At 66.9% G+C, this 21,583-nt stretch carries 18 protein-coding genes; 4 read left to right on the plus strand and 14 right to left on the minus strand.

Features of this window, described 5'->3' with window-relative positions:
• Nucleotides 1-3: 3 nt before the first annotated feature.
• The 7 genes from F9K34_RS00280 to F9K34_RS00310 form a co-directional block, all read right to left on the minus strand.
• Nucleotides 4-843, minus strand: a complete 840-nt coding sequence (locus F9K34_RS00280) for an ABC transporter permease subunit (RefSeq protein WP_291334459.1) — start codon at nucleotides 841-843, stop codon at nucleotides 4-6.
• Complete coding sequence (locus tag F9K34_RS00285) at nucleotides 843-1,781, minus strand: ABC transporter permease (RefSeq protein WP_291334460.1); 939 nt, start codon at nucleotides 1,779-1,781, stop codon at nucleotides 843-845. Before F9K34_RS00285 ends, F9K34_RS00280 begins: the two co-directional genes overlap by 1 nt.
• A 3-nt stretch (nucleotides 1,782-1,784) precedes the next feature.
• Nucleotides 1,785-2,921, minus strand: a complete 1,137-nt coding sequence (locus F9K34_RS00290) for an ABC transporter ATP-binding protein (protein WP_436405698.1) — start codon at nucleotides 2,919-2,921, stop codon at nucleotides 1,785-1,787.
• 90 nt (nucleotides 2,922-3,011) lie between these two features.
• On the minus strand, nucleotides 3,012-4,115 hold the full coding sequence (locus F9K34_RS00295; RefSeq protein WP_291334462.1) for a polyamine ABC transporter substrate-binding protein: 1,104 nt from the start codon (nucleotides 4,113-4,115) through the stop codon (nucleotides 3,012-3,014).
• Nucleotides 4,116-4,154: 39 nt separating this feature from the next.
• Nucleotides 4,155-5,372, minus strand: coding sequence for an aromatic ring-hydroxylating oxygenase subunit alpha (locus tag F9K34_RS00300; protein WP_291334463.1), 1,218 nt, complete (start codon nucleotides 5,370-5,372; stop codon nucleotides 4,155-4,157).
• Between the two features lie 32 nt (nucleotides 5,373-5,404).
• On the minus strand, nucleotides 5,405-6,529 hold the full coding sequence (locus F9K34_RS00305; RefSeq protein ID WP_291334464.1) for an aromatic ring-hydroxylating oxygenase subunit alpha: 1,125 nt from the start codon (nucleotides 6,527-6,529) through the stop codon (nucleotides 5,405-5,407).
• Complete coding sequence (locus tag F9K34_RS00310) at nucleotides 6,526-7,875, minus strand: aspartate aminotransferase family protein (protein WP_291334465.1); 1,350 nt, start codon at nucleotides 7,873-7,875, stop codon at nucleotides 6,526-6,528. Before F9K34_RS00310 ends, F9K34_RS00305 begins: the two co-directional genes overlap by 4 nt.
• Nucleotides 7,876-8,064: 189 nt before the next feature.
• Between F9K34_RS00310 and F9K34_RS00315 the strand changes: the two genes are divergently transcribed.
• Nucleotides 8,065-8,727 (plus strand): TetR family transcriptional regulator C-terminal domain-containing protein, encoded by a 663-nt coding sequence (locus F9K34_RS00315; protein ID WP_291334466.1) that lies wholly within the window; start codon nucleotides 8,065-8,067, stop codon nucleotides 8,725-8,727.
• Between the two features lie 109 nt (nucleotides 8,728-8,836).
• The gene (locus tag F9K34_RS00320; protein WP_291334487.1) at nucleotides 8,837-10,093 is read left to right on the plus strand and encodes an NAD(P)/FAD-dependent oxidoreductase; all 1,257 of its coding nucleotides are present in this window, start codon (nucleotides 8,837-8,839) and stop codon (nucleotides 10,091-10,093) included.
• 1 nt (nucleotide 10,094) lies between these two features.
• On the opposite strand, the gene cysK is transcribed toward F9K34_RS00320, so the two are convergent.
• The 6 genes from cysK to F9K34_RS00350 form a co-directional block, all read right to left on the minus strand.
• Nucleotides 10,095-11,171 (minus strand): cysteine synthase A, encoded by a 1,077-nt coding sequence (gene cysK / locus F9K34_RS00325; protein ID WP_291334467.1) that lies wholly within the window; start codon nucleotides 11,169-11,171, stop codon nucleotides 10,095-10,097.
• 165 nt (nucleotides 11,172-11,336) lie between these two features.
• Nucleotides 11,337-12,413 carry a saccharopine dehydrogenase C-terminal domain-containing protein gene (locus tag F9K34_RS00330; RefSeq protein ID WP_291334468.1) on the minus strand — a complete coding sequence of 359 codons (1,077 nt, stop codon included), beginning with the start codon at nucleotides 12,411-12,413 and terminating at the stop codon, nucleotides 11,337-11,339.
• Between the two features lie 163 nt (nucleotides 12,414-12,576).
• On the minus strand, nucleotides 12,577-14,076 hold the full coding sequence (gene amaB / locus F9K34_RS00335) for an L-piperidine-6-carboxylate dehydrogenase (RefSeq protein WP_291334469.1): 1,500 nt from the start codon (nucleotides 14,074-14,076) through the stop codon (nucleotides 12,577-12,579).
• Nucleotides 14,073-15,110: an ACP S-malonyltransferase gene (locus F9K34_RS00340; RefSeq protein ID WP_291334470.1), complete on the minus strand. Its 1,038-nt coding sequence runs from the start codon at nucleotides 15,108-15,110 to the stop codon at nucleotides 14,073-14,075. The genes amaB and F9K34_RS00340 overlap by 4 nt, the downstream gene beginning before the upstream one ends.
• Entirely contained in the window at nucleotides 15,107-17,296 is a 2,190-nt protein-coding gene (locus tag F9K34_RS00345; protein WP_291334471.1) for a dehydrogenase E1 component subunit alpha/beta, read from the minus strand. Before F9K34_RS00345 ends, F9K34_RS00340 begins: the two co-directional genes overlap by 4 nt.
• A 103-nt stretch (nucleotides 17,297-17,399) precedes the next feature.
• A complete protein-coding gene (locus F9K34_RS00350; protein ID WP_291334472.1) occupies nucleotides 17,400-18,608 on the minus strand; it encodes an acyl-CoA dehydrogenase in 1,209 nt (402 codons plus the stop codon).
• 101 nt (nucleotides 18,609-18,709) lie between these two features.
• Between F9K34_RS00350 and F9K34_RS00355 the strand changes: the two genes are divergently transcribed.
• Together F9K34_RS00355 and F9K34_RS00360 are read left to right on the plus strand one after the other, a co-directional pair.
• Nucleotides 18,710-19,627 (plus strand): LysR family transcriptional regulator, encoded by a 918-nt coding sequence (locus tag F9K34_RS00355; protein WP_291334473.1) that lies wholly within the window; start codon nucleotides 18,710-18,712, stop codon nucleotides 19,625-19,627.
• A gap of 40 nt (nucleotides 19,628-19,667) precedes the next feature.
• Nucleotides 19,668-20,825, plus strand: a complete 1,158-nt coding sequence (locus F9K34_RS00360) for an aminotransferase class V-fold PLP-dependent enzyme (RefSeq protein ID WP_291334474.1) — start codon at nucleotides 19,668-19,670, stop codon at nucleotides 20,823-20,825.
• Nucleotides 20,826-20,838: 13 nt separating this feature from the next.
• Here the strand turns inward: F9K34_RS00360 and F9K34_RS00365 are convergent, their stop codons facing one another.
• Nucleotides 20,839-21,582, minus strand: a complete 744-nt coding sequence (locus F9K34_RS00365; protein ID WP_291334475.1) for an ABC transporter ATP-binding protein — start codon at nucleotides 21,580-21,582, stop codon at nucleotides 20,839-20,841.
• Nucleotide 21,583: the final 1 nt, after the last annotated feature.

Raw genomic sequence — 21,583 nt, forward strand, 5'->3', positions numbered from 1 at the left:
TGGTCATTGGTTGGCCTGATAGGCCATCCGGGCATCGCGGTCGCGCCGCTTCTCGGCCCGGTTCAGGATGACGCCGGCGATGGCCACGCCGGTGCCGACGATGCAGACGGTGATCGTCGCCAGCGCGTTGATGTCGGGCGTGACACCAAGCTTCACCTTCGACCAGATCAGGATGGGCAGCGTCGTGGTGCCGGGGCCGGTGGTGAAGTTGGTGATCACCACGTCATCAAGCGAGATCGTGAAGGCCAGGAGCCAGCCCGAAACGATGGCGGGCGAGATGATCGGCAGGGTGATGTCCTTCATCACTTGCCAGGGGCGCGACCCGAGGTCCATCGCCGCCTCCTCCACCGCCGCATCGGCTTCGGAGAGGCGCGAATGGACGATGGTGGTGACGAAGACCATCGAGAAGGTGATGTGGGCAAGCGTGACGGTGGTGAAGCCCCGGCTCGCCGGCCAGCCGATCCATTCCGCCATCAGGATGAAGAGCATCAGCGAGGCGATGCCGGTGATCACCTCCGGCATGACGAGGGGGGCGGTGACGAGGCCGGAGAAGAGCGTCCGGCCCCGGAACCGCTTGAACCGGGCGAGCGCGATCCCCGCCATCGTGCCGAGGATCGTCGCCATCGTCGCGCTGAGAAGCGCGATCTTCAGCGACAGGAGCGCGGCGTTCAGGATCTGCCGGTTCGAGAGGAGCGAGACATACCACTTGGTCGAGAAGCCGCCCCAGACGGTGGCGAGCCGCGAGCCGTTGAAGGAATAGACCATCATCGACAGGATCGGCACGTAGAAGAAGGCGAAGCCGAAGCAGAGCATGGTCACGAGGAAGGTGGAGCGGCGGCGCATCAGGCCCCCTCCTTCCGTTTTTCGTGCGATTTCCCTTCGAAGTGCGTGTAGAGCATGATCGGCACCACGAGCAGCATGAGAAGCGCAACCGAGACCGCCGAGGCCATCGGCCAGTCGCGGGCCGAGGCGAATTCGTCCGAGATCACCCGCCCGATCATCGGCTGGCCCGCATTGCCGACGAGCGAGGGGATGATGAGTTCCCCCGAGGCGGGAATGAAGACGAGAAGCCCGCCCGCAATGATGCCCGGCACCGAGAGCGGCAGGGTGATGTCAAGGAAGACCCGGAAGGGCCGCGAGCCGAGGTCCATCGAGGCCTCGTCCAGCGTCCGGTCGAGCTTTTCGAGGTTGGCATAGAGCGGCAGGATCATGAAGGGCAGATAGGAATAGACCATGACGAGCACGACGGCGAAGTTCGTGTTCATCATCGGGATCGACCTCAGCGCCCAGTCGGTCGGAACCAGCCAGTTCCACGAGGCCGTCAGGAGCTTGTTGAACCAGCTGTTCGTTCCCATCAGCCCGATCCAGGCGTAGACGCGCAGGAGGAACGAGGTCCAGAACGGCAGGATCACGAGCATCAGCAGGATGTTTCGCCAGGCGGGCGAGACACGCGTCAGGCCGAGCGCCATCGGATAGCCGATGAGCAGGCACAGCAAGGTGGCAAGGCCCGCGTTCGCAATCGAGGTCAGGTAGGCGCGAATATAGAGGTCATCCTGAAAGAGCCGCGCATAGTGGGCGGTGTTGAGCACCGGGTGTTCGCCGCCGAAGGAGAAGGGCGGGGCCGTCGGCGTCCGCGTGGCGAAGCTCATCGCGATGACGATGACGAAGGGCAGGAGGAAGAAGAGCACGAGCCAGACGTAGGGCGCAGCGATGGTGACGTTGATCCAGCCCTTGCGGTTGAACCAGCGCTGCAAGGAGGTGTCGGTGTGGGCGCCGGCCATGCCTCAGTCCTTCAGCAGGATCGCGGCGGCGGGATCGAACGACAGGAAGACCGCGTCCTCCCAGTCCGCCACCCTCTCGTGCTCGCCTGCCCTGCGTGCATTGACGGAATTGACGAGCATGACATGGCCCGAGGGCAGGACGATCCGGTAGAGACTATCCTTGCCGAAATAGGCCAGGCTCTGCACCGTGCCGGGAAAGGTGTTGGGCAGATCGTGCCGCTTCCGGGCGAGGTGGACCTTCTCCGGCCGCACGGCAAGGGTGATCGGCTGGCCGGGAGCCAGGCCCGGAATCGCACGGGCGGTGACGTTGCCGCCAAGGTCGGGCACCTCGACCTCGGCCGTCTCTGCGCCCGTGGTCCGCACCGTTGCCTCGAAGAAGTTGATCGAGCCGATGAACCCCGCCACGAAGCGCGAGTTCGGGTATTCGTAGACGTCGGTCGCGGTGCCGATCTGCATGATCCGGCCCTTGTCCATCACCGCGAGGCGGGAGGAGAGGGTCATCGCCTCTTCCTGGTCATGGGTGACGACGATGAAGGTGGTGCCGGTCTTTTCCTGAATCTCCATCAGCTCGAACTGGGTGTGCTCGCGAAGCTTCTTGTCGAGCGCGGCGAGCGGTTCGTCGAGGAGGAGAAGCTTGGGCTGCTTGGCAAGTGCGCGGGCCAGCGCCACGCGTTGCCGCTGCCCGCCCGAGATCTGGTGCGGCTTGCGCTGTGCGAACTCGGTCAGCTGCACGAGATCGAGCATCTCGCGCACCCTCTCGGCGCGCTGGGCCCCGGTCATGTCCTCGTGCTTCAGCCCGTAGGCCACGTTCTTCTCCACCGTCATGTGCGGGAAGAGCGCGTAGGACTGGAACATCATGTTCACCGGCCGCTCGTAGGGCGGCAGGTCGGTCATGTCCTGTCCGTCGATGAAGACGCGGCCCTCCGTCGGCGCCTCGAACCCGGCGAGTACCCGCAGCAGCGTGGTCTTGCCGCAGCCGGAACCGCCAAGGAGCGAGAATATCTCGCCCTTCTGGATCTCCAGCGTCACGTCGGATACGGCGGTGAAGGTGCCGAACCGCTTGGTGACATGCTCGATGCGGATGAACGGCGGCGCCTTCACCGAGGTCTGCGGCAGCTGGGCGCCGGGAAAGGCCGCCACCGTGGTGGCGGCCCGCTGGTCGGCTGTTCGGGCAGGTTCGGGCAAGGTCAGTCTCTCCGGTTCAGGTATCGCGCGAACGGAGGCCCGTTCTCAGCCCGACTTGATTTCCTGCCAGGCGCGGGTCATCGCGCGGTCCTGCTCCTCGGAGAAGGGCTTCGGCGCCCACATCCGGCCGATTGTCTCGGCATCCGGGTAGACGGCGGGATCCTCGAGGATCTCGGGCAGGATGAACTCCTTCGCCGCGAGGTTCCCCGTGGCGTAGTAGGTGAAGTTGGTGCAGCCCGCCGCGACCTCGGGCTGCATCATGAAGTCCATGAACTTGTAGGCATTCTCGCGGTTCGGCGCGTCCGACGTGATGCACATCACGTCGATCCAGGCCGGCGCGCCCGACTTCGGAACGAAATAGGCCAGGTTCATCTCGACTCCGGCCTCTGCCGCGCGGGTCGCTGCCGTCGCATAGTCGCCCGACCAGTTGTTGATGACGCAAAGCTCGCCGTTCGGAATCGCGTTCAGGTAGTTGGTGTTGTCGAAGGTGCGGATGTAGGGGCGGATCGGTTTGAACGCCTCGACGACCTTCTGATAGTCCTCGACATTGGTCGTGTCGCCGTCGAGCCCGAGATACTTCAGCACCATCAGCATGATGTCGGTCGGGCTGTCGAGAATCGAGATGCCGCAGTCGGCCAGCTTCTCGGCGTTCTCCGGCTTGAAGATCAGGTCCATGGTCGTCATGTCGGCATCCGGGATGCGCTCCTTGACCATGTCCACGTTGAAGGTGAACCCGACCGAGCCCCACATGTAGGGCACGCCGTACAGGTTCTCGGGGTCCCAGCCCGAGAGGATGCGCACCACCTCGGGGTCGAGGTTCTTCCAGTTCGGCAGGAGCGTCTTGTCGAGCTTTTCGTAGAGGCCCGCGGCGATCGCCCGTGGCATGTCGATGCCGGCATGGTCCACCACGTCGTAGCCGGTGGAGCCGGCGAGCATCTTGGCCTGCATCTCCTCGGCCGAGGAATAGGTGTCGTAGACGACGCCGATTCCGGTCTGCGCCTCGAAGTCGGCGAGCGTGGTCTCGCCGATGTAGTCGGCCCAGTTGTAGACGTTGACGGTGCCGGCCTGGGCCCAGGAGGGACGAACGTACGGCACGGCAAGCGCCCCGCCGAGCGCCGTGAGGGCGGTTCTTCGCGTGAGTCTGGTCATCCTCGGTATCTCCCCATGAGTGCGCCTTTTCCTTCGAGCTTAGGACGGATTCGCGCCGGCGCTACGCAAATCTTCGTTCAGGGCAGCGATCCGGTCCTCCTCGGGTGCCTCGCTCAGCCGTGTGACCGGCAGAAGCCGGCGGAGTACGTCGTGGTGGGCGCGCACGCCATACTCGAGGTCGGAGAGGTGGAAATCGTCGAAGGCGGTCGACTTCATCGACTCGTTCGACCAAATCGACAGTTGCCGGTCCTCGACCGATGTCGCGCGGTCGATTCGCGCGGCCAGGTAGCGCGCCGCGCGGGTTACACGGTTTTCCTCCGGCTGGCGGTACATGCGCCCTGCCAGCCGGGTTTCGTCCTTCGTGAGCGGGATGTCGTGGTAGTACTGCGCCCCTTCGGGCGTGAAGGCGAAGACCGTGTTGGGGAAAAGCCCGTAGTAGGTCCAGGACCGGCGCAGCCGCGGTGGCAGATGCTCCGGCCGCGGCGTCAGTTTCAGGTAGTTGCGCACCGACCAGAGGCGCCCGCCGGTTTCGCCGAATTCGCCGTGAGAATGCGAGATTCCGCCGGGATAGACTATGTCTCGGTAGCTCCGGCCATAGAGGTCCTGCAAGGCCGGATGGGCCATGGCGACATGGTAGCCCTCGTTGTCGACGTCGCGGACGGATTTCCAGTTGACCGGCAAGGTCGCCGTCTGCCCGCCGGGCATCTCCGTGGGCAGCAGTGCCTCGGCCCGGTAGGTCGAGAAATCCGCGTCGAAGGGTTGCATGAGCCGGGCGACGGCGGGTTGCGGACCGGGCAGGAACCGCAGGAAGAGAAAGCCGTGCCAAATCTCCATCTCGACCAGTTTCAGTCCGAAGGCAGCACGGTCCATGTCGCCGAAGCTCTCGGGGCGCGCCGCGCCGCGCAAGGTGCCGTCGAGGTTGTAGACCCAGCCGTGGAAGGGGCAGACCATCGCCGACTTGCAGTGCCCGGACGCGCCATCGGCCAGCCGCGCGCCCCGGTGGCGGCAGAGGTTGTGGAAGGCGCGTACCGCGCCGTCGCGTCCCCGGATGATCAGCGCGCGTTCGCCGAGCAGATCGAATGTCAGCCAGTCGCCCGGCGCGGGCACGTCCGAGACGTGCCCGGCGACCTGCCAGTGGGTAAGGAAGACCTCGCGTCGTTCAAGCTCGAAGAGCGCCTTGGAATGGTAGGTCCAGCCGGGCAACCCCCGGCGGTCCCAGTCGTTCGGCACTGCGATCGGCTTTCCTGCCGCAGTCATCGCTTCCTCCCGTCAATCGGGCTGGGCCGGACTCAGCTGGCGTCCATCTGCGCCCGCACCCAGTCGTGAAATCGCAGGATGTCGAATTCCTGCGGCATGAGTCGGCCACCTCCGTATCGTTCCGACTTCAGGCCGCGCTGGTTCATCTCGCAGGCCGCGCCGTCCTGCTCGAGGACGATGGTGGCGAATCGCGCAACCTCGGCCGCGTCGAAGCCCGGTTGCGAAAGCGTCTCCTCGGAGAAGAGCCATTCCGCCGTCAGGCGCGTGCGCTCGGGGCCGAGCGGCGTGACCGTGACGGCCCGGACGTAGTCCACGTGGGCCACGACGAACATCGACGGGTAGAGCGTCACGAAGTTGAAGCCGTTCGCCCGCTGCTCCGCTGTCAGGTCGGGGAATTCGGGCCCACACGGGGCCCCGGACATGGTCCAGGTCCGCGCACCCTCCTTCAGCACCGGAGCGGAGGGCGTCGCCTTGCTCCAGCCCGGTGCCTCGTTCGCGGCCATCACGCCCTGCCGGTAGATAGGCACCATGTCGCACAGTTCCGGGTGGATGCCCGGGCAATGCAGGCACTCGTTGTAGTTCTCCCAGAAGATCTTCCAGTTGCAGTCGAGCTCCTTCACCAGCCGGTGCCCGGTCTTGAGGCGATCCATTGGCCAGGCGTCGAGTGCCTCGAGTCCGAGGTCAGGCCTGAGCGCGGGCGGCGTATCGGCGAGGCAGAGGAAGAGGAAGCCGTTCCAGTCGCGCAGATGAACGGGGAAGAGCCCGTTGTCCGCCTTCACGAAGTCCGGGGTGGGTGTGGCGAAGGCCGTCGAGACGAGCCGGCCGGAGGTGTCGTAGGCCCAGTTGTGGTAGGGGCATGTGATGAGCCGGCCGAGGGGCTTCTCCGCCACGGAACAGAGTTCCGCGCCACGATGGCGGCAGGTGTTGTGAAAGGCGGTGACACGGCCGCCGCCGTCGCGGCAGAGGACGACGTTCTGCCCGCCCGCCTCCACCCGCCGCATCGTGCCCGGCGGAAGGTCGTTCAGCCGGCCGACATGCACCCAGTTCCGCCGCCAGATTGCCCGTTCCTCGCGCGCATACCAGTCCGGGTCGCGGTAGGCCGCTGCCGGAAGCGTCTCCGGGCAGCGGTCAAGCAGCGGCGAGGCATTGTCCGTCATGCGCGCTTCTCGGCCTCAAAGTGTTCGAGCGTCAGGTCCACGGCAGTCTCGACGGCCCGCAGCGTCTCGGCAAGGCAGGCAGCATCGGTTCCGTGGGCCTCGCAGATGAACCAGGGTTCGCGCGAGTCGGGCTCGCAGATCACGCCGAGGTCATGCAGGAACCGGGCCATCTGGTCGTAGAAGGAATAGTCCGAGGTCTTCCAGTCCCGGTAGTTGTCGGGTGGCGTGTCGGCGAAGAAGAGCCCGAACATCGACGAATGCCCGGCGTAGGAATGGGCGATGCCTCGGCGCGTGAGGATCGCGGATATGCCGGCCTTCAGCGCCTCGCCATATCGCGCGATCGTCTCGAGCGCGGGCGTTTCGTCAAGGATCCGCAGGCACTCCTCGGCGGCAGCGAGACTGACCGAGTGGGCGGTATACGTGCCGCCATGTGCGGCGCCGCCGTGGCGGAAGGTCCGCATCACCTCGGCCCGGCCGGCCACCACCGAGATCGGATAGCCGTTCGCCACGGCCTTGGCGAAGGTGCAGATGTCGGGCGTCACGCCGTAGAGCGACTGCACGCCGCCCTTGGCCACGCGGAAACCGGTCTTCACCTCGTCGATGATGAGCAGGACGCCGTAGCGGTCGCAGAGCGCGCGTGCCAGGCGGACGTAGTCGACGGATGCCGTGATGCCGCAGCAATTGCCCTGGATCGGCTCGATCAGCATTGCCGCCATGCTGTTCCCGTAGCGGCGGAACGTGTCTTCGAGGCGCTCGAGGTCGTTCATCGGCACCAGATGGGCGAGCGCCTTCAATTCCTGCGGGATGCCCTTGGAGTAGGAGACGACCTCGGGGTCGCGGTTGGAACTGCGTTCCCACCCCTCGACATTGGCCATCCACATCGCGGCGTCGAAGAGCCCGTGGTAGGCGCCTTCGACCAGGAGGTAGCTGTCGCGTCCGGTATGGGCGCGCGCAAGGCGCAGCGCCGCCATGACCGCCTCGGTGCCGGAGTTGGAAAAGCGCACCATCTCGGCCGCCGGCACCATCTTCGCGATGCGATCGGCCACGATCAGTTCGCGTTCCGTCGAGAGCGCAAAGACGCCGCCCACCTCCATCCCCCGCCGCGCCGCGGCATCCACGCGGTCGTCGGCATAGCCGAGGATCGCGGGGCCGTAGGCGAGCCGGTAGTCGATGTACCGGTTGCCGTCGATGTCCCACATCCTGCCGCCCTTGCCGTGGTCGACGTAGATGGTGCGTTCATCGCCCCAGTAGCGGAAGGTGGAGGAAACGCCGAGCGGCAGGCGCTCGGACGCCCGGGCGAACTGGGCGTTGGATTTTCTGAGATCCCGGCTGGGAAGCGGGCGCATGATGTGACCTGTCGGATTCGGGCGGCGCCGGCAATCGGCGGCAGCCGCATTTTAATGTACGATCATTCATTCATATTCTGACTGAACTGTCAATCAAGATGAAGACGTGCCCGGCCGCCTTGCGTGACGCCGGCAATACTCTATCTCTTCATTGATCGGCGGCGCGCCTTGTGGAGGACGGAAACGGCCATGGACGACACCGGCGGGATTGCCAAGCCTGACGCGACCCCGCGCAAGCAGAGCCGTGCCGCGCGTCGCCAGCAGCTCATCGAGGCGACGATCGAGACAATTGCAACGCAGGGCTTCTCGCGCACGACGCTGACCGACGTCGCGCGGCAGGCGGGCATATCGCACGGGCTCGTGAACTTCCACTTCGAGACGAAGGAGCGGCTTCTGACCGAGACGCTGCAGTATCTTGCGGCGGAATACCGGCAGAACTGGACCGCCGCACTCGAGGCGGCAGGCCCCTCGCCGGCCGAACAGCTCGATGCGGTGCTCCGCGCCGATTTCGACCCCCGGATCTGCACTAAGCCGCGGCTTTCGGCCTGGTGCGCCTTCTGGGGGGAGGCACAGTGCCGGCCGATGTATCAGGCCCTCTGCGGATCGAACGACGACGACTACACCCGCACCCTCGAAAGCATCTGCGCCCGGCTGGTGGCCGAGGACGGGCAGGGCGGCGATCCGGTACGGATCGCGCGCGTTCTCAGGATCACGACGGAAGGCGTCTGGCTCGACATGATGACGATGACGGAACCCTATTCCGCCGCCGAGGCGATGCGGACGACCTTCACCTGCGCGGCCGCCTTCTTCCCCCGCCGGTTCGACGAGAACGGATTGCTTTGCCGGGAATGACGGGGGCTTAGCCCGGACCGGGAAAGACGACGGCGGCGGGATCTTGTATCGCCGTTCGTTCGGTCTCAAAGATCGGGCAGTTGCCGTCTGACCGGGGAGAAGGGCATTGATCGCGCGACCGGATGTACTCGTCATCGGCGCGGGGGTGATCGGCCTTTCGGCCGCCCACGCCGCCCTTGCGCGTGGACTCAGCGTGCATGTCGTTGACCGCGAAGGGCCCGCGGCGGGGGCATCGGCCGGGAATGCAGGTGGCTTCGCCTTTGCCGAGGTTCATCCGCTCGCCTCGCCAGAAACGCTTCTTGCATCGCCGCGCTGGCTGCTCGACCCGCTCGGGCCTCTGGCGATTCCGCCGCGCTATGCGCCGCGCATCGCCCCATGGATGGCACGCTTTGCTTGCGCGAGCCTTCCCCACCGGGTTGCCGCTGCCACGGATGCCCAGGCGGGCCTTATGCGGCTCGCGCGTGCGACGCTGGAGCCGTTCATGTCGACGACGGGCACCCTGGCCATGCTGCGCAAGACCGGCCAGTTGCAGGTCCATGAGACCGCCCACGCCTTCGCGGCCGACTGCCGGGGCCGGGAGGAGGCCGCGCGGTTCGGGTTCGGCTGGCGATCGCTCATCGGCCCCGATGCCATTTCCGAAATCCAGCCGGGACTGTCGCCGCGCTTCACCCATGCGACTTTCACTGAGGATTGGTGGGCCATCGCGGACCCGAAGCTCTACGTCTTGGCGCTGGCCGCCGCGCTCGAAGCGAAGGGGGCGACGGTCGGCGTGGGCGAGGTGCGCAGGATCGCGGTCGGAGGGAACGGCGTGACCGCCCACCTGGCGGACGGGCGGGCGCTTCCCGCCGGACAGATCGTGCTGGCGGCCGGCGCGCACTCTCATCGAATAGCCCGAAGCCTGGGCGACCGCATCCCGCTGGAGACCGAGCGCGGGTACAACACGACCCTGCCGCCGGGCGCTTTCGGGCTACGCTGCCACATCACCTTTGCCGCGCACGGATTCGTGGCCTCGCCGCTGTCCACCGGCATCCGGATCGGCGGAGCCGTGGAACTCGGCGGGCTCAACCTGCCGCCGAACTACGCGCGGTCCCGCGCGATGCTTGCAAAGGCGAAGGATTTCCTGCCGGAGCTGCGGACGGAGGGCGGCACCGAGTGGATGGGCTTCCGGCCCTCCCTTCCCGATTCCTTGCCGATCATCGGGCGCTGTGCGAAAGCGCCCGACGTCCTCTACGCTTTCGGCCACGGCCATCTGGGGCTGACGCAATCCAGCGCGACTGCGACGCTCGTGGCGGAGCTTCTGATGCGGCAGAACCCGAGCATCGATCTTGCCCCATTCGATCCGGGGCGCTTTCGCTGGGTCCTGTGATTCAGCCCATGCGGTAGCCAGGGGTCGATTGCGACAGGGCGCGCTCCTCTTCGTCCATATCCTCGGCAATGCCGTCGAAGAGCGGGGTGGAAAGATAGCGCTCGCCCGTGTCGGGCAGCATCACGAGGATGACCGAGCCCGGCGCGGCCGCCTCCGCCACCTTGATTGCCGTCGCAAAGGTCGCGCCGCCCGAAATCCCCGTGAAGATCCCCTCCTTCCGCGCCAGTTCGCGCGACCAGTGGATCGCGTCGGGCCCGGGAACGGGGATCAGTGCATCGTAAAAGCCGCGGTCCAGCGCCTCCTGCAGGACGGCCGGGATGAAGTCCGGGGTCCAGCCCTGGATCGGATGCGGCTGGAAGGCCGGGTGACTGACGGCCGGGGCACCGTCCGCGCCGCGTTCCTGCGCGACCCCGCTCTGCACCAGCGCGGCGTTCGCGGGTTCGCTGAGGACGATCCGAACCTCCGGCCGCTCCTTCCGCAGGACCCGCCCGATCCCTGTCACGGTGCCGCCGGTGCCGTAGCCCGTCACGACAACGTCGAGCCGCTGACTCGCGAAGTCGCCAAGGATTTCCTGCGCAGTGGTCGTCTCGTGGATGTCGGCGTTGTCCTTCGTCTCGAACTGGTGGGCAAGGAACCAGCCGTGCCGCTCGGCCAGTTCCACGGCCTTGTTGTACATGCCCGTGCCCTTCTCGGTCTTCGGGGTCAGAACGACCTTCGCCCCCAGCAGCCGCATCAGCCGCCGACGCTCGACCGAGAAGCTTTCGGCCATCGTCACGACGAGCGGATAGCCCTTCTGGGCGCAGACCATCGCCAGCCCGATGCCGGTATTGCCCGATGTCGCCTCCACCACGGTCTGGCCCGGCTTCAGCCGACCCTCGCGCTCCGCCGCCTCGATGATGTTGACGGCAAGCCGGTCCTTCACCGAGGCGCCGGGGTTGAACGCCTCGGCCTTGACATAAAGCGTCACATGGTCGGGGCCGAGGTTGTTCACCCGGATCGCCGGCGTATCGCCGATCGTGTCGAGCACGCTGTCGAAAAGCCGGCCCCGGCCTTTCGTCGTCCTGATTCCCTTGGCCATCTCGGTCCCTCGCGTCTGTTGCACTGCCATCCTATCAGACATGTGCACGGAACCGGAAAGGGACACGGGACCGGGTACCCGCGGCGACGAAAAAGGACGGAATCCGGCCTGTATCGCTGCGGACGGAACCATAGCGCCGCGCCGGACGACCCGCGCGGAACGCTGTCAGCCGCGGCGGCCACGGTGGCCGACGTTGTAGTAGTTGCCCGTCCTGGTTTCGAGGTAGGGCATCAACGGAATCTCCTCCTGCTTCAGGAACCCCTTCTGCGGCAGAAGCCCGGCCTGCACCATCTCGATCACGGCCACGACAGAGGCGGAGGTCGTCCAGGCAATCGCCGTCCGACGCCGACCGCCGATTTCCAGCGGATAGTACGAACGGACGAACTCGCGGCGCTTCAACTGCCCTTCCTTCCAGCCTTCGGCGGCGACATGGACATAGACCACATCCTCGTCCACCGGCGGCTTGGCGTGGGTGAGGATCTTCCCCGCGGCCTCGCGGTTCTCGCGCATCAGGAGCTCGTGGAAGAAGAAGTTCATCAGCTGCACGTGGCCGGGATAGCGCATCGTCTTGTAGTCGATGTTCTCGACCCGGCCCGCATAGGTCTCGCACATCGTGCCGAGCCCGCCCGAGGTGGTGAAGGCCTCCAGATGCACGCCGTCGATGTAGATCGTCTCGATCCACTCCATGGCGGAGACGGTCTTGTGGACGCCCTCCTCGATCACCTCGCAGTCGTTGAGGTATTCGTTGACCACGCCCTCCGGCGACCAGTTGAAGGCATAGCCCAGGAGCCCCGTGGGGTTCTGCGGCAGCGCGCCGACACGAAGGCGGATGGAACGGACCTTGTCGAACATCTCGGCCAGATGCGCGCCGACGATGCCGACGAACCCCGGGGCGAGGCCGCATTGCGGTGCCATGATGCCCTTGGCGGTCTTCGCCAGTTCGCGGATGTGCCTGGTCGTCGGCACGTCCTCGGTCAGGTCGAAATAGTGCAGCCCGAGTCGATGGGCGGCCGAGGAAACGCCTTTGTTCAGGTGATAGGGCAGGCAGGAAAGGACTGCCTCCTGCCCGTCCAGCACCGCGTCGAGATCGCCGGTCAGGTCGGCGACCTTCACCGGGAACGGGCAGCCTGAGACAGCGCGGGAATCGATCCCGGTCACCTCGAACCCAGCCTCTGCCAGAAGCTCGGCCGCCAGATGGCCGACCTTGCCAAGCCCCAGAACCGCAACCTTCGTGAACGCCATCGCATCCTCCTGCCTATCCGAATTGCCATCACAATCGCCGGGGTGGCTGTCGATTTCGCGCGTAAATTCGGCGAATTGGTGAGCGGCTCGCAGAAAAGTAACGGTACGGCCGGTCAAAGTGACGGGCCGGGCCTTTTCGCGTGACGCGGCGAGGAAACGCCCGTCAGATGTCGAACTTCACGCCCTGTGCCAGCGGCAGCGCATCGGAATAGTTGATCGTGTTGGTCTGCCGCCGCATGTAGCCCTTCCAGGCGTCGGAACCGCTTTCGCGGCCGCCGCCGGTTTCCTTCTCTCCGCCGAAGGCGCCGCCGATCTCGGCGCCCGAAGGGCCGATGTTGACGTTGGCGATACCGCAGTCGGAGCCCACGGAGGACAGGAACGTCTCCGCCTCGCGAACGTTCAGCGTGAAGATGCAGGACGACAGGCCCTGCGGCACGTCGTTCTGGATCGCGATGGCCTCCTCAAGCGTGTCGTAGCCGAGGACATAGAGGATCGGCGCGAAAGTCTCGGTGCGCACCGTGTCGGTCTGCTCCGGCATCTCGGCGATGGCGGGCTCCACATAGGCGCCGCCCTGCGGCACGCCTTCAGCCACCGTCTTGCCGCCATGCACCTTGCCGCCCTCGGCCCGCGCCTTTTCCAATGCCGCCTGCATCCGGTCGCGCGCGCCGTGGTCGATCAGCGGGCCGATCAGCGTCGTCGCCTTGCGCGGGTCGCCGATGGGCAAGCTTGCGTAGGCCTTCGCCAGCCGGGCGACGAGGTCGTCCTTGATCGAATTGTGGGCGATCAGCCGCCGCAAGGTCGTGCAGCGCTGCCCCGCGGTGCCGACGGCGGAAAAGACGATGGCGCGGACCGCCATGTCGAGGTCGGCCGAGGGCGCGACGATCATCGCGTTGTTGCCGCCCAGTTCCAGGATCGGCCGTCCCCAGCGCGCGGAGACCTTCGGGCCCACGATCCCGCCCATCCGGGTCGAGCCGGTAGCCGAGACGATCGGCACGTCCTTCGAGTTGACCAGCGCCTCGCCGATCGCCGGGCCGCCGATGACGAGCTGGCAGAGACCCTCCGGCGCGTCGCCGAATCGCTTTAGCGCACGCTGCATGACCTTCATCGTGGCGATGGCGGTCAGCGGCGTCTTCTCCGACGGCTTCCAGATCACCGGGTCACCGCAGACGAGCGCGAGCGCGGTGTTCCACGACCAGACCGCAACGGGGAAGTTGAAGGCCGTGATGATGGCACAGGGTCCGAGCGGGTGCCAGGTTTCCATCATCCGGTGCCCGGGGCGCTCGGAGGCGATGGTGAGGCCGTAGATCTGGCGGGAGAGGCCCACGGCGAAGTCGCAGATGTCGATCATCTCCTGCACTTCGCCCAGGCCCTCGGAGGTGATCTTGCCCGCCTCCAGCGTCACCACGGCGCCGAGTTCCGCCTTCGCCGCGCGCAGTTCCTCGCCCAGCAGCCGAACGAGTTCGCCCCGCCGCGGCGCCGGCACCTTCCGCCACTCCCTGAAGGCGGCCTGCGCCTTCGCGATCACCTTGGGCATCTCGGCCGGATCGGTTTCGCGCACCCTCGCGACCTCGGCCCCGTCGATGGGCGAATGCACGGCCAGCATGCCGCCCTCCAGCTCCGCTTCGGTCAGGCCCGCGGCCTTCAGAATGTCCTTGTGGCTCATGTCGCGTCTCCCTTCGTGACGATCGCGCGCTGGTCCTCCATTCCCATGGAGACGAGAAGCGGCGCCGTCTGTTGCCGTGTCTGGAAATCGGTTCTCGACCCCATGCCGCGCCAGCCGGCAAGGATCAAGCTCTGTGCCACCGCGCCGCCCAGCGTGGTGCCGGGGCCGGTGACGATGAAAAGGTCGGGCGCGAACTCCCGCGCCGCGATCCGGATCGCATCCGTGAAGTCATAGCTTTCCGTGACCTGATGGCCGAGCGTGTAGTCCCAGAGCGCCCCGGTATCCGTGGCGCCCGGCCACCAGATCGCGCCCCGCCCGTCGATCATCGGCAGCTTCGGCTGACTGAACAAGTCGGGCGAAAGCCGCGCCCGCCCGCGTTCGGCCACCGGCGCCTGAAGGTGCGTATGGAAGGCGGCGTGATTGGAAAGCCGCATCGGGAATCGACCCTGTTCCGGCGGAATCTCGGCCTCCCACGCCTTCAGCCCGGCGTCGTCTCCGGCCAGCACCAGGAGCCCGCCGAGGTCGATGGAGAGGGCAAGCACATGGCCCGGTCGCGCGTCGATCTCGGCGGCCTTGGCTAGAAGCTCGGCCTTGCGTCCAGGGTTCGGCGCCCAGTCCTCGCCCATGTGCGGATGCACGAGTTGGCCGCCGATCAGCGCCTCCTGCATCAGCGTGCCCATGGTGTTCACCACCCCGAACCCCGCCTCGGCGGTGAGCGCCCCGCCACAAGCGAGCGCCGAATACCAGCCCATCGAATTACCGGTGACGGCGACGACCTCGACCCCGTCGATGGCACGAAAATCACCGAGGGTTGCCGCGTAGATCAGGGCAGAGGCATTGTCGCCCCGCGTGTGGCGCGCGACCGAATAGGCCGCGGCCCCGTCGAGCGCGGTAAGGGTCTCCTGCCCGAGGGCCGCGCGCGCGCCGTCGAAGGCGGCAAGAAGCGCCCGGTCGGCAAGATGGCGTCTCAGATAGCCAAGCTCGGTCTTGGTATAAGTGCCCCTCCCGGGGCAGATGACGACCGCCGTCTTCATCGCTTCGCCCCTATCAGTGTCATCGCCGCGTCGAATATGCCCTGTGCCGAGGGCATCGTCGCGGCATAGGCTGGACCGGTGGCGATGAAACTGTCCTCCGCCGTCACCCTGGCCAGAGGCACATCCGTGCGCTCGGCGAAGAGCGCCATCAGCGCCTCGGCCACACCGCCCGACCGACGCGTCTCATCGACCACGAGGATGCGTTTCGCGCCCTTCACGGCCTCGACCAGCGCGTCCGCGGGCAGCGGCGAGAGCCAGCGCATGTCGATCACCCGCGCCTTCACGCCCGCCCTGGCGAGCCGCTTCTCGGCCTGGCGCGAAAGATAGTAGCCGTTGGCGAAGCTCACGATGGCAAGGTCGGTGCCCTCGCCGTGAACGCCCACCTCGCCGAGCGGAATCATCTCGTTCCGGGCCGGATAGAGCCGCATCCAGCCCGCGTCCTTCTCGGCGTGGAGATCGCGCATCGGGTAAAGTGCGATCGGTTCGAGGAACACCACGACCCGCTGCTCCTCGCGCGCCAGCCGCACGCATTCGCGCAACATCTTCGCCGCATCGGCCCCGTTCGAGGGGCAGGCAAGGATCAGGCCGGGAATGTCGCGCAGGACCGCCACCGAGTTGTCGTTGTGGAAATGCCCGCCGAAGCCCTTCTGGTAGCCGAGCCCGGCAATCCGCACCACCATCGGGTTGGTGAATTGCCCGTTCGAGAAGAAGGGCAGCGTCGCCGCCTCGCCCCGCAATTGGTCCTCTGCATTGTGCAGATAGGCAAGGAACTGGATTTCCGGCATCGGCACGAAGCCGTTCTGTGCCATGCCAATGGCCAGCCCGAGGATCGACTGTTCGTCGAGCAACGTGTCTATCATCCGATCCTGGCCGAACCGCTGGACCAGCTTCTGGGTGACGCCGTAGACACCTCCCTTTCGGCCCACATCCTCGCCCATCATGACGATCTCGGGATGCTCCAGCATGAGGTCGGTCAAGGCCCAGTTGATGAGCCGCGACATGATCTGCGGCTCGTCCATCGCCTTCAGGTCAGGCCCGAAGGCAGATGCCCGCGCCTCTGGCGTCGGTCCGTTCGAGGGCCGGCAGGTGCGTCTTGGCGGCACGAGGCTCGCCATCACGTCGCGCGCGGTCCTCAGCCGGGGCCGCGTCACGGCCTCGGCCGCGACGCGCGCGACCCGCGCGTTGGTCTCCTCGTAGATCGCCAGTGCCTCGGCCGGCGTCAGCGCGCCCGCCTCGCGCAGGAGTCGGATGGCATGCAGAAGCGGGTCGTTCGCCTCCTCGGCCTCGACCTCCTCGCGGCTGAGATAGGTGGTCGGCACGTCGGCCCCGGCATGGCCGTAGAGGCGGACGGTGCCGACATGGAGGAAGGCGGGTTTCTTCCGCGTTCGGACGTACTCCGCGACCTCGCGCGCCACGCGGAAGGTCTCGTAGATGTCGAGTCCGTTGCAGGCGAAATACTTCAGCCCCGGCCGGTGCGCGAAGCTGGCGGCGATCCAGCCCTGCGGGGTCTTGGTCGAGATGCCGATGCCGTTGTCCTCGCAGACGAAGAGAAGTGGCAGCGGGATCGACTGGTAGGCGGTCCACTGGGCGGTGTTGAAGGCCCCCTGCGCCGTCGAATGATTGGCCGAGGCGTCGCCGAAGGAGCAACAGACGATGGCGTCGTCGGGCAGTTCCTGATGCTCGGGCCGGTGCCGGCGCGCCGCGCCGATGGCATAGGCCGCGCCCACTGCTTTTGGCAGATGCGAGGCGATCGTCGAGGTCTGCGGGGGGATCGACAATGCCTTCGAGCCCAGCACTTTGTGCCGCCCGCCCGAGATCGGGTCCTCGGCCGAGGAGGCAAAGCTCAGAAGCATGTCCCAGGCGGGCGACTGGCCCGGTATCTGCCCGGCCCGCGCGATCTGGAATGCGGCGTCGCGGTAATGCAGGAAGGCCATGTCGGTCGGCCGAAGCGCCGCCGCCACCGCTGCCATCCCCTCATGACCCGAGGAGCCGATGGTGTAGAAGCCCTGACCGGCCCTTTGCATCTCCCGGCTTTGCCGGTCGAGCGCGCGCGACAGGCAGGCCGCCCGATAGACCGAAACCGCCGCCGTTGCCGACAGCGGACCCGACGGCGCGGCACCAGCGGGCAGGTCGCCACTGGCGACCCGCCTCAGGAAGTTCTCGTGAACGATGTCGGCTCTATCCATGGAATTCCCTGAATTTCATCTTGCCCGAAATTACCTCCGCCGGAGGCATCAGGTGCAGGGGCCGGGCGCATCCCTCGACGGAAGCGCCCGCCCGGCGCGTGGATCAGAAGAAGGCCTGGAGTCCCGTGATCGCGCGCCCCAGGATCAGGGCGTGCACGTCATGGGTGCCCTCGTAGGTGTTCACCGTCTCGAGGTTGACCATGTGCCGCATCACCTGGAAGTCCTCCTGGATGCCGTTGCCGCCGTGCATGTCGCGCGCGGCCCGCGCGATGTCCAGAGCCTTCCCGCAGTTGTTGCGTTTGACGAGGCTGATCATCTCCGGCGCCGCCTTCGCCTCGTCCATCAGCCGGCCGACTCGCAAGCTGCCCTGAAGCCCGAGCGAGATCTCGGTCATCATGTCGGCGAGCTTCTTCTGGTAAAGCTGCGTCTGCGCCAGCGGCCGGTTGAACTGCTTGCGATCGAGTCCGTATTGCCGCGCCGCATGCCAGCAGAACTCGGCGGCGCCGAGGACGCCCCAGGAAATGCCGTAGCGGGCGCGGTTGAGGCAGCCGAACGGACCCTTGAGCCCCTCGACGTTCGGCAGAAGCGCGTCTTCGCCCACCTCGACATTGTCCATCACGATCTCGCCGGTCACCGAAGCGCGGAGGGAGAGCTTGCCTCCGATCTTCGGTGCCGTGAGACCTTTCATACCCTTGTCGAGCACGAAGCCGCGGATCTTGCCGCCATGCGCCTCGGACTTCGCCCATACGACGAAGACGTCGGCGATGGGCGCGTTCGAGATCCACATCTTGGAACCGTTCAGGACATAGCCGCCCGCCGTCTTGGTCGCGCGGGTCTTCATGCCGGCAGGGTCGGAACCGGCATCGGGTTCGGTCAGGCCGAAGCAGCCGATCCACTCGCCGGAGGCAAGCTTCGGCAGGTACTTCCTCCGCTGCGCCTCGGAGCCGTAGGCGTAGATCGGATACATCACCAGGCTCGACTGCACCGACATCATCGAGCGGTAGCCCGAATCGACCCGCTCCACCTCGCGGGCGATGAGGCCGTAGGCGACGTAGGAGGCGCCGATCCCGCCGTATTCCTCGGGCACCGTGACACCGAGAAGGCCCATCTCGCCCATTTCGCGGAAGATCGCCGGGTCAGTCTTTTCTTCGCGGTAGGCGGCGATCACGCGGGGCTGGAGCTTTTCCTGGGCATAGGCCCGCGCGCCGTCGCGGAGCATGCGCTCCTCCTCGGACAACTGGTCGTCCAGCCGGAAGGCATCTTCCCAGTCGAAGCGGGAAAGATCGGGGGCGTCTTTCGGTTTCAGGGCCATGGTATCCTCGCAGGGCGGATCGACGTTGCTATGCACTATGCGCCATTGCACGCGGCCGGAATAGCGCTATTCTCGCCATGTAATATGCGCTGAGGTCATACATGGCGACACCGCGCCGCCTCTTGCCTTCGACTTCGCTTCTGACCGCCTTCGACGCGGTGGTCCGTACCGGCTCCACGCTCGCAGCGGCGCGCGACCTTGACCTGTCGCAGGGGGCCGTGAGCCGGCTGATCCAGACCCTGGAAGCGCAGCTCGGCGTCACGCTCTTCTTGCGCGAGAGGCGGCGGCTGGTGCCGACCGATCCGGCGCTCGCCTACGCGCGCGAGGTGGGCAAGGCGCTCGACCTGATTTCGCGCGGATCGATGCGCGTGCGGTCGAACGCCGGCGGCGGGACGTTCTCGCTCGCGATCCTGCCCACCTTCGGAACGCGCTGGCTTGCACCACGGCTTCCGCGGTTCCTCGCCGCGCATCCGGGCGTCACGATCAACCTCGGCACGCGGCTTAAGCCTTTCGACTTCGCGGAGGAAGGGTTCGATGCAGCGATTCATTTCGGGCGCGACGACTGGGCGGAGGCCGGCGCCGTCCGGCTTTTCGACGAACGGCTGGTTGCGTGCTGCGCGCCGTCGTTCCTTTCTGCCCATCCGATCTCGCGGGCGCGCGAACTGATCGGGCTGCCGCTCCTCCAGCTCGAAACCCGGCCCGATGCCTGGGCGCGCTGGTTCGCCCATCACGGGGTGGCGGGGCCGGTGCCGCAAGGGATGGTCTTCGACCAGTTCGCGCCGATGATCCAGGCGGTGATCCACGGGCTCGGCGTGGCGCTTCTTCCGGAGTTTCTCGCCAAGCCCGAGCTTGCCGACGGACGGTTGGTCTGGGCCTTCGGCGAGCCGGTCGCCGGGTCGGAAGGCTACTACCTGGTCTGGCCCGCGACCGGTGCCTCCTACCCGCCGCTCATCGCGTTTCGTGACTGGCTGACCGCCGAGGCGGCCGATCCGGATGGCGAGGCAATGCTGCCAAGGTAGTGTCGATTCCGCAAGAACAGAGCCTGTCAGGGAGTGTCTCGTGCCGTCAGATCTCGCCCGTCACTTTCTTCTGGACCCCGGCTTCGCCTTCCTCAACCACGGTTCCTATGGCGCCTGTCCCCGGCCGGTCATGGAGGACTATCGCCGCTGGCAGGAGCGGCTCGAACGCCAGCCCGTTGCCTTCATGGAGCCCGCGCATCTTGCGGATTGTTTCACCGAGGTGGCCCGGGTGCTCGGGCCCGAACTGGGCGCGGAGGCGGACGATCTCGTCTGGGTCACCAATGCCACGGCAGGGCTCAATGTCGTCGCGCGATCGCTCGATCTGAGACCGGGCGACGAGGTGCTGACCACCGATCACGAGTATGCGGCCCTCGAGAAGACCTGGGCCTTTGTCGCCGCGCGGACGGGCGCCGTGGTCCGGACGGTTGCCGTGCCTCTTCCGCTGGCCGCCGAAAGCTTCACCGACGCGCTCCGCGCCGGGATGAGCGGTCGCACGCGCGTTCTCTTCCTCAGCCATGTCAGCTCGCCCACCGCGCTTTTCCTGCCGCTCGCCACCATCGTCGCCGAGGCGCGAGCGCGGGGCATCGTCACAGTCGTCGATGGTGCGCATGCGCCGGGGCAGGTGCCGCTCGACCTGACGGCCCTTGGCGCGGACTACTACGTCGGCAATTGCCACAAATGGCTGATGGCCCCAAAGGGCACGGCCTTTCTCCATGCCCGACGCGATCGCCAGTCCCTCTTGTTGCCGCCGGTCATCAGCCATGGCTGGATCGAGGATCGCGACGCGCCCGGCCCCTTCGGCGGCACCGCGTTCCAGGATGCATTCCGCTTCCAGGGCACGCGCGATCCCGCCGCCTGGCTCGCCGTGCCTGCCGCGCTGGCGTTCCGGGCAGAGCACGGCTGGACGACCGTCAGCGCCGCTTGCCAGCGGCTCGCATGGGAGATCGCGGGCGAGGTGGCGGCGGTGACCCGCCTCGCGCCCCTGGCGACGCCGGAGACGAGCGCGCCGCAGATGATCGCGCTGCCTCTGCCGGACTGCGACACCGGGGCGCTGCACCGAGAACTGCGCGCGGCCGGCGTCGAAATCCCCTGCTATCGATGGCAGGGGCGGCCCTTCGCGCGCCTTTCCGTGCAGGGCTACAACGGCCCGGACGATGGAGCGCGGCTCGTGGCGGAGCTTGCGCGGTTGCTGCGGTGAGCCGCCGGGCGGGTCATCCCATCGCGTGCGGAACGACCACAAGCCCGCCGTCCCGTGCCTTCAGGAATTCCGGCGCGACGTTCCAATGATCCTCGATGAGGCCGCTGGCGAGGGCCGCGGCCGGCCTGTCATCGCGAACCGCCGCGCCCCCGGCGAGAACGAGGATGCGGTCGCAGAACCGGGCGGCGAGCGTCAGGTCGTGGAGCGCCGCCATCACTGCCATCCCGGTCTCGCGCGCATGGTCGCGGATCATGGAGAGTGCCGAAAGCTGGTGGTGAAGATCGAGCGCCGAGGTCGGTTCGTCGAGCAGGAGGAGATCGGGGTTGCGAAACAGCCGCTGTACGAGAAGCACGCGCTGCTGCTGGCCGCCCGACAGCGAACACATCGGCCGCCCGCCGAGTTCGGCAAGGCCGAAGCGGTGCAGGAGGCACCGCGCTTCGTCCCTTGCGCGGACCGGCACACGCCAGCCGAGGTCTTCCCGCCTGCCGAGGAGGATGCAGTCCGTCACGCTGAGGGTCGAGGCGACGAAGAAGGCCTGCGGCAGGAAGCCGATGGCACGTTGCGCGAGCGGCTCGCCTCCCCTGCGGACCGCCACCGACTCCTGTGAAAGGCCCGCAATCGCACGGAGCAGGGTCGATTTTCCCGCCCCGTTCGGGCCCACGACCCCGATCATCGAGCCCGCCGCCAGCGCGAACGAGGTGCGCTCCAGCACCTGGACGCGGCCTCTGAACAGGGTTGGGACATCAATGTCGAACATC

It is taken from the genome of Albidovulum sp. (assembly GCF_008933605.1).
Lineage (GTDB): Bacteria > Pseudomonadota > Alphaproteobacteria > Rhodobacterales > Rhodobacteraceae > Albidovulum.

Coding starts and splice junctions, on each gene's coding strand:
- F9K34_RS00350 (WP_291334472.1), bottom strand. CDS start 18,608: ATGGCCCTGAAACCGAAAGACGCCCCCGATCTTTCCCGCTTCGACTGG.
- F9K34_RS00300 (WP_291334463.1), bottom strand. CDS start 5,372: ATGACTGCGGCAGGAAAGCCGATCGCAGTGCCGAACGACTGGGACCGC.
- F9K34_RS00305 (WP_291334464.1), bottom strand. CDS start 6,529: ATGACGGACAATGCCTCGCCGCTGCTTGACCGCTGCCCGGAGACGCTT.
- F9K34_RS00355 (WP_291334473.1), top strand. CDS start 18,710: ATGGCGACACCGCGCCGCCTCTTGCCTTCGACTTCGCTTCTGACCGCC.
- F9K34_RS00285 (WP_291334460.1), bottom strand. CDS start 1,781: ATGGCCGGCGCCCACACCGACACCTCCTTGCAGCGCTGGTTCAACCGC.
- cysK (WP_291334467.1), bottom strand. CDS start 11,171: ATGGCCAAGGGAATCAGGACGACGAAAGGCCGGGGCCGGCTTTTCGAC.
- amaB (WP_291334469.1), bottom strand. CDS start 14,076: ATGAGCCACAAGGACATTCTGAAGGCCGCGGGCCTGACCGAAGCGGAG.
- F9K34_RS00340 (WP_291334470.1), bottom strand. CDS start 15,110: ATGAAGACGGCGGTCGTCATCTGCCCCGGGAGGGGCACTTATACCAAG.
- F9K34_RS00315 (WP_291334466.1), top strand. CDS start 8,065: ATGGACGACACCGGCGGGATTGCCAAGCCTGACGCGACCCCGCGCAAG.
- F9K34_RS00345 (WP_291334471.1), bottom strand. CDS start 17,296: ATGGATAGAGCCGACATCGTTCACGAGAACTTCCTGAGGCGGGTCGCC.
- F9K34_RS00280 (WP_291334459.1), bottom strand. CDS start 843: ATGCGCCGCCGCTCCACCTTCCTCGTGACCATGCTCTGCTTCGGCTTC.
- F9K34_RS00310 (WP_291334465.1), bottom strand. CDS start 7,875: ATGCGCCCGCTTCCCAGCCGGGATCTCAGAAAATCCAACGCCCAGTTC.
- F9K34_RS00365 (WP_291334475.1), bottom strand. CDS start 21,582: ATGTTCGACATTGATGTCCCAACCCTGTTCAGAGGCCGCGTCCAGGTG.
- F9K34_RS00330 (WP_291334468.1), bottom strand. CDS start 12,413: ATGGCGTTCACGAAGGTTGCGGTTCTGGGGCTTGGCAAGGTCGGCCAT.
- F9K34_RS00295 (WP_291334462.1), bottom strand. CDS start 4,115: ATGACCAGACTCACGCGAAGAACCGCCCTCACGGCGCTCGGCGGGGCG.